At 66.1% G+C, this 8,778-nt stretch carries 9 protein-coding genes and 1 pseudogene; 7 read left to right on the forward strand and 3 right to left on the reverse strand.

The annotated features are described in order from the left end of the window. Positions 1-25 precede the first annotated feature (25 nt). The 7 genes and pseudogenes from soxC to ABS772_RS06095 all read left to right on the forward strand — a co-directional run bounded on the left by soxC (position 26) and on the right by ABS772_RS06095 (position 5,922). The gene (gene soxC, locus ABS772_RS06065; protein WP_003597857.1) at positions 26-1,318 is read left to right on the forward strand and encodes a sulfite dehydrogenase; all 1,293 of its coding nucleotides are present in this window, start codon (positions 26-28) and stop codon (positions 1,316-1,318) included. After that, positions 1,302-1,979, forward strand: coding sequence for a c-type cytochrome (locus ABS772_RS06070; RefSeq protein ID WP_012455891.1), 678 nt, complete (start codon positions 1,302-1,304; stop codon positions 1,977-1,979). The genes soxC and ABS772_RS06070 overlap by 17 nt, the downstream gene beginning before the upstream one ends. Continuing rightward, positions 1,976-2,926, forward strand: a complete 951-nt coding sequence (locus ABS772_RS06075) for an MBL fold metallo-hydrolase (protein ID WP_350392965.1) — start codon at positions 1,976-1,978, stop codon at positions 2,924-2,926. The genes ABS772_RS06070 and ABS772_RS06075 overlap by 4 nt, the downstream gene beginning before the upstream one ends. Before the next feature lie 62 nt (positions 2,927-2,988). Next, positions 2,989-3,450, forward strand: coding sequence for a DsrE family protein (locus ABS772_RS06080; protein WP_003597852.1), 462 nt, complete (start codon positions 2,989-2,991; stop codon positions 3,448-3,450). 167 nt (positions 3,451-3,617) lie between these two features. Further along, a complete protein-coding gene (locus ABS772_RS06085) occupies positions 3,618-3,800 on the forward strand; it encodes an SRPBCC family protein (protein ID WP_017484328.1) in 183 nt (60 codons plus the stop codon). Positions 3,801-4,321: 521 nt separating this feature from the next. Continuing rightward, positions 4,322-5,033 (forward strand): annotated as a pseudogene (locus tag ABS772_RS26410) (hypothetical protein). A 637-nt stretch (positions 5,034-5,670) separates the two neighbouring features. After that, complete coding sequence (locus ABS772_RS06095) at positions 5,671-5,922, forward strand: hypothetical protein (protein ID WP_012455893.1); 252 nt, start codon at positions 5,671-5,673, stop codon at positions 5,920-5,922. On the opposite strand, the gene ABS772_RS06100 is transcribed toward ABS772_RS06095, so the two are convergent. The 3 genes from ABS772_RS06100 to ABS772_RS06110 all read right to left on the reverse strand — a co-directional run bounded on the left by ABS772_RS06100 (position 5,923) and on the right by ABS772_RS06110 (position 8,394). Then, positions 5,923-6,618 carry a VIT1/CCC1 transporter family protein gene (locus tag ABS772_RS06100; protein ID WP_012455894.1) on the reverse strand — a complete coding sequence of 232 codons (696 nt, stop codon included), beginning with the start codon at positions 6,616-6,618 and terminating at the stop codon, positions 5,923-5,925. 5 nt (positions 6,619-6,623) lie between these two features. Then, entirely contained in the window at positions 6,624-7,169 is a 546-nt protein-coding gene (locus ABS772_RS06105) for a cytochrome b (RefSeq protein WP_012455895.1), read from the reverse strand. A gap of 367 nt (positions 7,170-7,536) precedes the next feature. Then, the gene (locus ABS772_RS06110; protein WP_012455896.1) at positions 7,537-8,394 is read right to left on the reverse strand and encodes a Dps family protein; all 858 of its coding nucleotides are present in this window, start codon (positions 8,392-8,394) and stop codon (positions 7,537-7,539) included. Positions 8,395-8,778 lie beyond the last annotated feature (384 nt).

An 8,778-nucleotide genomic window follows, 5' to 3' on the forward strand; every position in this document is an offset into this window, starting at 1 on the left:
TACTTGAAACAGTTCGGAGAGGCCGATGTCTGAACCGAAGCCGCGCCCCGATCCGTCCGGGCCAACCTCTCGAAGATCCTTCCTGCGCACCGGCCTCGCCCTCGGCGGAGCGGTCGGCACGGGGGCTTTTGCGGGCCGCGCAGCCGCCGCGCCGGACGCGAAGAACCTTCCGCCGAGCGTACCGGAATGGTCGCAGTCGCTCGGTGAGGGTGTCGTCAGCCGGCCCTACGGCCGCCCGTCGAAGTTCGAGGTGGACGTGATCCGCCGCGACGTCGAATGGCTGACCGCCTCGCGCCAGAGTTCGGTCAGCTTCACGCCGCTGCACCAGCTGGAGGGAATCATCACCCCGAACGGCCTGGGCTTCGAGCGCCACCATGGCGGCATCGCCGAGATCGATCCGTCCGAGCATCGGTTGATGATCCACGGCCTCGTCGAGAAGCCGCTGATGCTGACGCTGGAGGACATCAAGCGCTTCCCCCGCGTCAACCGGATCGCGTTCCTCGAATGCGCGGCCAATTCCGGCATGGAGTGGAAGGGCGCGCAGCTCAACGGCTGTCAGTTCACCCACGGCATGATCCACTGCGTCATGTACACGGGCGTCCCGCTCAAGCGCTTGCTCGAAGAAGCCGGTCTCAAGACCAACGCCAAGTGGCTGTTGCCGGAGGGCGCCGACGCCGCGGCGATGACCCGCTCCGTGCCGATCGAGAAAGCGTTCGACGACGCCATCGTCGCCTACGCCATGAACGGAGAGGCGCTCTATCCCGAGCACGGCTATCCGCTCCGCCTCGTCCTGCCGGGATGGCAAGGCAACATGTGGGTGAAGTGGCTGCGCCGGATCAAGGTCGGCGACGAGCCCTGGCACACCCGCGAGGAGACGTCGAAGTACACGGCACTCATGCCGGACGGTCAGGCGCGGCGCTTCACCTGGGCCATGGACGCGAAGTCCGTCATCACCAATCCGAGTCCGCAGGCGCCCATCCACGGTAAGGGCTTCACCGTGCTTTCGGGCTTGGCGTGGTCGGGGCGGGGCGCGATCAAGGGCGTGGACGTCTCGCTCGATGGCGGCCGCAACTGGCGGGCCGCGCGGCTCGACGGGCCGGTCCTCGATAAGGCGCTGACGCGTTTCTATTATGAGTTCGACTGGAACGGCGATCCGCTGCTGATCCAGTCCCGCGCCATGGACGAGACCGGCTACGTCCAGCCGACCAAGGCGGCCCTGCGCCAACACCGCGGCCTGAACTCGATCTACCACAACAACGGCATCCAGACCTGGCACGTGCTGCCCAGCGGGGAGATCGAGAATGTCGAGGTCGCGTAACCGTCTTTCGGCCGCCCTTGCGACCGTCCTCCTCGCGGCCACGCCGGTGGCGGCGGAGCGTCTGAACATCGGCCGCGTCGCGACGCCGGAGGAGATCAAGGGCTGGGACATTGACGTGCGGCCGGACGGCCAGGGGCTTCCTGTCGGCAAGGGAACCGCGGCGCTCGGCGAGACGGTCTTCCAGGAGCGCTGCGCCAGCTGCCATGGCGAGTTCGGCGAGGGCGCGGGACGGTGGCCGGAGCTCGCCGGTGGGTCCGGCACGTTGAAGTCCGACAGTCCGGTTAAGACCATCGGGTCCTACTGGCCCTACGCCTCGACCGTCTTCGATTTCATTCACCGGGCAATGCCGTTCGGCGCGGCACAGACCCTCACGCCGGACGAGACATACTCGGTCACCGCCTATCTCCTCTATCTCAACGACATTCTGAAGGATCAGGACTTCGAGCTGAACGAGAAGAACCTCGCCAGCATCCGCCTGCCTAACGAGAAAAACTTCTTCATGGACGACCGCGAGACGGCGGAGAAGGAGTTCTGGACGGCCAAGCCCTGCATGACGAACTGCCTGCCGAAGGAAGCGTCCATCACGAGCCGCGCTCGCATCCTCGACGTGACGCCAGACAAGGCTGCCGAACCCGCGAAGAAGGCCCCGCCGGTCCAATGACGAGCCGTCCCAACTCCGCGGGAACGCGCTGCGACAGGCGGTTGTTCTTGGGTGGCCTCGCAGCGGGCTTCGCGGGCGCGTGGCCCGTCCGCCGCGCTTCGGCGAACCAGACAGCGGCGCTCAGGGTCGGCGCCGCCTCCGTGGAGACGGCGAACGACGGCACGCTGTCCTCCTCCCTCGCCTTCATGCTGCCCGACACGCCGCGCGCGGAAGTTGAAGCCGTCTTTAAGGCCGAGGGTCAGCCCGCGGAGGCCACCCCGATTCCGACGAACCCGAGCCTCGTTCGGATCGGCTCGGAAGTCATTCTGATCGATGCCGGCTCGGGCAACTCGTTCCAGCCCACGGCCGGCAAGCTCGGCGAGACGCTGGAGAGCCGGAACATCTCACGTGAGGCGATCACCCAGGTGGTGTTCACGCACGCCCATCCCGATCATCTCTGGGGCGCGGTCGATGATTTCGACGACAGCGAACGGTTTCCCAATGCCCGCTACGTCGTGCCGGCCGCGGAATGGGATTTCTGGACCCGCGAGGATGTCGAGACCCGCGTACCGGATTGGCTTAAGGGCCTCTCCGTAGGCTCGCGACGGACCCTGCGACGCCTTGAGGCGAAGGTGGAGCGCCGTAAGCCCGGCGAAAGCATCGCTCCCGGCCTCACCTACGTCGCGACGCCGGGGCATACGCCCGGTCACGCCTCCGTCCTTGTCGAAGCCGGTCGGGAGCAGGTACTGATCGGCGGGGATGCCTTGAGCCACGCGGTTGTGTCGTTCCGCCGCCCCGCCTGGGCCTTCGGAAGCGATCTCGACCGTGACCTCGCGGCGCGTACCCGCCTCACCCTGCTGGACCGCTTGGCGAATGAGCGGATGACGCTTGTCGGCTTTCACCTCCCGAGCTCAGGCGTCGGACGTGTCGAGCGCGTTGGTGCGAGTTATCGCTTCGTACAAACCTGACGACACGATTTCGCAGGAATATTCCTGTCGGAACAGGACCGTTCGCGAACGGAGTGGACACGATGATGCTGTCGCGTAGGGGCGTGTCCGGACTGGCCGCGCTGATGGCTTGGCTCGTGGCGAGCAGGGCCTCGGCGACCCAATCGGCTGACCCCAAGACCCATCGGGTCGCACTGCAGGTCAGTTCTCGCGAGAACGGCGTGTTCGACCTCGCCCTCAACAACGCGGTCAATCTCGCACGCGAATACAGCAATCAGGCCGAGGAGCTTGAGGTCGAGATCGTTGCCTATGGGCCGGGTCTGCACATGCTGCGGGCCGACACATCGCCCGTGACGTCGAGGATCCACTCCATCACCGAGAGCGTGCCGGGAATCGTACTCTCGGCCTGCGGCAACACCATCAAAGCCATGGAGAAGGCAGAGGGGCACCCTCTGGAATTACTGCCACACGTCGGCATCGTTTCGGCTGGTGCAGTCCGTCTCGTGGCACTTCAGGAGGCAGGTTGGAGCTATCTCCGCGTTTGATCGCGCCGGGTCGCCGAAGGCTAGCCATTGGTTGGTCGCGAGACTGCCTCAGGGGTACATCGAGTGCACCGTTCACACATCCGCGTTTGGCGTAGTCCGCCTTCGGTCGCGCAGTAGCTGGTTCCTCGGCGCACACGACGCGCTCAAGGTTTTACAGGAACCGATGAATGCTCGGAATCGCCGTCCCCGCCGTGGCGCTGGCCATGGTCGTCGTCACGCCTGCCCTTGCGATTGAAGTGACGAAGAGCGTGATGGTGCCTGCATCGCCCGAAGCGGTCTGGAAGATGGTTGGCGGGTTTTGCGGCATCGGCAACTGGCACCTCGTCATCGAGAAGTGGGTGCTGTCTTAGAAAGGCGGCAGGCAGGAGTGAACATTGTCGATGAAGGGCAGTGACACCATCATGGAGGAAGAACAGTTCCGCGGCGACAAGAAGATAGACTACACATGCACGATAATCTCCCGCCCGCTGCCTGTGTAGAGCTATAAGTCCATGCTCATAGTGTAGAAGGACGGGAGCGGATCGAAGGTATCCTGGGCCGGAAACGTCAAGCCCAAGGGGGCCTTTGATGCTAAAGCCAAGGAGACAATTGCTGAAGTCTAGGAGGCGGGCCCGAGGGTCATCGCCGACAAGTCCCAGTAATCACGTCGGCAGGCGCAGAGATTTTGGGGCCGCTCTTTCGCACTTGGAGCGGGATCGGCCTAGATCAAAATCCGTCACCGTCGAGTAAGACGCGGATCACACCCAGGGCGTCGCCAACGTACTGCTACGCCCCGCAGCGACCTGACTGGGCGATCACATGGTGTTGCTTCGCGCCGAACCGTTCCTCTGACCTCCTATCTTCCAGGGCGACATCGAAGGGACGGTCGAGAATGCGACAGGTGAAGGTCAGGCTGATCGAGCCGGGGCTGCCGCCCCGGCGGACGCGCTTGAAAATTCCCGGTTGGGCGGGCGATCCGGAGCCCCGCACAGAAGGCTCGCAGGATTATGCCTGGCACTGCATCCCGCTCTTGGAAGCGGTCAAAGGCGGGATCGAGCTGTTCTACGCCTACGACGCCGAATTGGGCGTGAGCACCAGGGCCGCAAGACTGGTCTTTGAGGGAATTTCGCCGAGCCCGGCGGACCGGGACCGCAAAGGCCGCCGCTCTGGAGCTTCGGCGAGGCCTACTACGCCTATCGGATCCTCATCGACCTAAGGGTCGAGGAGAATTAGGTGATCAGGACCGAGATCCACCCACGCTTCTACACCGACTGGACCGGAACAGTGCCGGTCGCAATGCCGGCACTCATCCGGCACTGGGGGCCGACGATGTACTTCATGGTGTTCAAGGCCCCGGACGAAGGCCGCAGGCATATCTTCCGGAAGGACGAGCCGTTCATGCAGGTGTCCGTCGTCTCGGTTGAGGCCGATTTCGAGCTCATGGCGATGAACGAAGAGGAGGCGCCGAGCGCGAACTCCAATCGCGACGCATCTACCCCAGCCGCGAGACGCTGGCGGCGGACTCGCAGTGGACCTCGGCGACCCACACCGTGTTCGGCGGAACCTACCGGCGCATCCTAGGCGCCGCCAAGAGCCAGCGGTAAGGCTGGGCGGGGTGCGGAACCATCCACCCCGCCGCATCAGGCTCTGTACCCGTACGGCATGTCGCAGCAGTGATGGTGATGGTGGCGATGATAGTAGTATTGCGCCTGCTGTACCGTGGCCTCGCCCTAAGAGGCGGCAAGTAGCGGTTTGGCCTTCGCCGCGACCTCGTCCGGCTCCTTTAGGAGCGCCACAGCGTCGGGGATGGGCTTGGGCAGGTCGGCGTAGCTCTCGGCACGCATGGCCGCGGTTAGCACGGTCTGGGCAGGCATCGCGGCCTGTGCTGGGTCGGCGGCCGCGAGCAGGTTGACGGCCCCGATCAGGCAGCGACTGGCTTGTCCATCGACGGGAACCTCCCTTGAATGGCGCGGCCCGCCCCGGGAAAAGCGCGGACGGAAGCGCCGCCGGAAACACCACCTGCGGTAAAGCAGTTCCGGCTTGCCCAAGGCCAGGCAAGCACTTCTCCAACATGAGCATTGAAGTGCTTGCCGCCACTCGCTATTGTCGGTGCCGGCATTCGATGAAATTGATTTTAGTCAATTTCATTCACATCTTCAGTTGCTAAATGCAGCTCGACTACACACTGCATCGTCGTCGCAGACATGCGGCGTGTGCCTGCCGCTTTTCGAGGAGACTGCGATGGCGAGACGTTTGCGTTGGTTCCTGCTGGTTCAACTCGCGGTCGTGCCTGCAGCGTTCGCCCAGCAACCTGCGGCGTCACCGGACGCGCCGGCGTCCTTCGTCGAACCAACGAACGCGGCCCACCGGCACTGTTCCGGCTCGTGTCTGAAGACCGGCGCCCTGCAGTGGTTCTGCCGGCCCGACCAGACGTGCTCCATCGATTGCGCGACCGCGCCGCCGAAGATGCACTGCCACGATCCGCAGCGGTAGTCAGACGGCCTTGCCGACCAGGCTCCCGATTCCTGCCGTGACGGCCATGGCCAGTACGCCCCAGAAGGTCACCCGCGCCGTCGCCCGGGCGATGGGGGCGCCGCCCGCCTTGGCGCCGAGTCCCCCAAGCACCGCCAGGAATACCAGCGAGGCCCCCGACACCGTATAGACCGCGATGTTGCCGGGCGAGAGCGCCGCCGTCGCCAGGGGTAAGGCCGCGCCGGCCGAGAAGGTCGCCGCCGAGGTCAGCGCCGCCTGGACCGGCCGAGCCGTCGTGACCTCGGAGATGCCGAGCTCGTCCCGGGCATGGGCGCCGAGCGCATCCTTGGCCATCAGTTGTTCCGCGACCTGCAAGGCGAGCGCATGGTCGAGGCCCCGGTCGACGTAGATCCGCGCGAGTTCCTCCCACTCGGCGGCCGGGTCGTCGCCGAGCTCGCGCTGCTCGCGGGCGAGGTCGGCCTGCTCGGTGTCGGCCTGGGAACTCACCGAGACGTACTCGCCGGCCGCCATCGACATCGCGCCTGCCACGAGGCCCGCGCTGCCGGCGACGAGGATTTCACCCGTGTTGGCGGACGAGGCTGCCACACCCACGATCAGGCTCGCGGTGGAGACGAGGCCGTCATTTGCGCCGAGGACGGCGGCTCGCAGCCAGCCGATGCGGTCGATCAGGTGCCGCTCCTGGTGGACGGGTCGCATGGGCGTCAGGATCCCCGGGGCAGCATGCGGCGCAGGACGGCGTCGTGCCAGAGGTAGTGGTGCACGAGGGCGGCGACCGCGTGGAACAGGGCCAGGACCATCAGCACGTTGGCGGCCAACCCGTGCCAGTGAGTCAGGGGCCGCCGCCACTCCGGGTCGCCGATCTGCGGCAGGCTGACCGGGCCGAGGGAGACACCGCGCACGAAGGCGTTGGCGATGCCGAGGCCGACGATGACCAGCAGCAGGACGTAGAGCGCGGCGTGGGTCGCCTTCGCCAGGCGATGAAGGGGCCCAGGGTCATCGACCGGCAGGTCGCGGCCCCGGGCCCGCCGCCAGATGAGGAAGGCTACGACGAGGCCGGTGAGGACGAAGCCCAGGTCGAAATGGGCCGACCAGATGCCGGAGCGCAGGGCACTCTTTGGGACAAGGTCTTCGAGGAACGTCCCGACCAGCCATAGGCCGAGCACGAGCGCCGCGGTCAACCAATGCAGCGCGATGGTGCCGCCGTCGTATCTCGCCGTCGGCCGTGTCGTATCGTCGGGTGCATTCATGGTCGAGATCCTGCCTACGCCGGTGATGCTGCCGGGGGATGACGGTCGCCGACGGCTGGACCCGCCGGGGCTATGGCTCGCCTGCCCTTGGCGCTGATGAACCAGAGACCCTCCGGGTCCCGGCTCGACAGCCGCGGGCGGATCAACCCGCGTTCCCTCAGGGACCGGACCGTGCGCATCTCCCAGGGCTTGGGCGAGACGAGCGGTCCCTCCCGGTCGAGCCGGAGCAACATGGCTCGCTGGCCGGGCGTGAGGGGAGGCTGAGGCGTCGTTCGATCCCGGGGGCGCATCTCTAGTTTGGAATTAATATAAACTGATCGCGGGTCAAGGGGAAACCCCGCGCCTGACGGCGCGGGGTTGGCTGTCGTCAGGGCTTGGCGGGTGTTTGGGCCGGAGCCTGCTGGCCCTGCAGGTCGACCGGCTTGTTGTCGTTGAGGTCCCAGCCGGTGTTCGGGTCGGTGTGCGTCCGCTGGAGCTGCGCCCGCATCTGCCACTGGTACTTGGCGATCCCGTGCTCGACCTCCTGCAGCAGGTTCGACGTGGTGGGGTCGACGTCCTCGGTCGTCTTGATGGCCGCGTGCACCTCCTCGCCGACGCGCTTGTAGGCGTTGGTGAACCACACGAGGATCTGCGCATCGTCGAGGAAGCCGCCGGGAATCTCCGGCACGCCGGAAGTCTTCACGATGGTGTTCGCGCGCCCGTCGGCCGAGACGCCGACCGCGAGGAGGCGCTCGGCGATGGTGTCGGCGTACTTCGACAGGCCCTCGTAGTGCTCCTGCAGCAGGAGGTGCAGCGGGTAGTACAGGGTGCCCGATGCGTTCCAGTGCGCCTGCTTGGTCTGCAACTGGAGTTGCTGCAACTCGGTCAGGGTCTGCTGAAGGGCGGCGACGTCCTTCTTCATGCCCTCCTCGCCGGCACCGAGGTCGATGACCGGCTGGCGGCTGACCTCGTTCGTCGGGAATGCCCCGAGGGGCTGGCGGCTTGTCACCTGGGTCTGCGAGGACTGGCGAACGCCCTCGGTCTTGTTGCTAGGGCCCTGTGAACCCGCGGGCTGGGTCGCGGTGGTTTCCTGGGCGACCTGCATGCGCGCCAGGATCTGTGCGGCGGAGGGGGCGACCGCCTTGGCGGGGGTTGAGGCTGGGGCGGCCTCGCGTGCCAGGGCTGGTGTGAGCACGGTCGAGGCCAGGAGGAGCATGGCCGCCAGGGCGTGGATCGGACGGGTCATCGGGAACCTTGGGAACGCTGCATTGGGTGAGGTCCCGCACGCCTTCGGGCAGCCGGGAAGCCCTAGCTGGGACGAACACGGCCTCCCCCTCGTTCCGGTATGAACCCGAATTTAGGCACCGGGGATTCCTGCCCCGCTTGTCCCCTGGCGAGGTCTCGGCCATGTCACGGGAGCGTTTTCGGATAGGTTTCCGGAGGCCGTTCATTGCTTGACCTCATCGTCGGGCGCGCTGACGGGCGGCCTCGCCCGAGGGGAGCAAACCGTTGACGTCCACGCGGCGCTTCGAGGAGCTATGCGGGAGATTGGGTGACGACGGTGTGTTGAAGGCGGCGTATCGAGGCGGGTGTCGAAGCCTGCCAGAACCTCTCAGCGAGAGCGATACGC

Origin of the sequence: Methylorubrum podarium (genome assembly GCF_040270385.1) — a bacterium.
GTDB lineage: Bacteria > Pseudomonadota > Alphaproteobacteria > Rhizobiales > Beijerinckiaceae > Methylobacterium > Methylobacterium podarium.

Coding starts and splice junctions, on each gene's coding strand:
- ABS772_RS06110 (WP_012455896.1), bottom strand. CDS start 8,394: ATGACCCGTCCGATCCACGCCCTGGCGGCCATGCTCCTCCTGGCCTCG.
- ABS772_RS06100 (WP_012455894.1), bottom strand. CDS start 6,618: ATGCGACCCGTCCACCAGGAGCGGCACCTGATCGACCGCATCGGCTGG.
- ABS772_RS06085 (WP_017484328.1), top strand. CDS start 3,618: ATGCTCGGAATCGCCGTCCCCGCCGTGGCGCTGGCCATGGTCGTCGTC.
- ABS772_RS06105 (WP_012455895.1), bottom strand. CDS start 7,169: ATGAATGCACCCGACGATACGACACGGCCGACGGCGAGATACGACGGC.
- ABS772_RS06070 (WP_012455891.1), top strand. CDS start 1,302: ATGTCGAGGTCGCGTAACCGTCTTTCGGCCGCCCTTGCGACCGTCCTC.
- soxC (WP_003597857.1), top strand. CDS start 26: ATGTCTGAACCGAAGCCGCGCCCCGATCCGTCCGGGCCAACCTCTCGA.
- ABS772_RS06095 (WP_012455893.1), top strand. CDS start 5,671: ATGGCGAGACGTTTGCGTTGGTTCCTGCTGGTTCAACTCGCGGTCGTG.
- ABS772_RS06075 (WP_350392965.1), top strand. CDS start 1,976: ATGACGAGCCGTCCCAACTCCGCGGGAACGCGCTGCGACAGGCGGTTG.
- ABS772_RS06080 (WP_003597852.1), top strand. CDS start 2,989: ATGATGCTGTCGCGTAGGGGCGTGTCCGGACTGGCCGCGCTGATGGCT.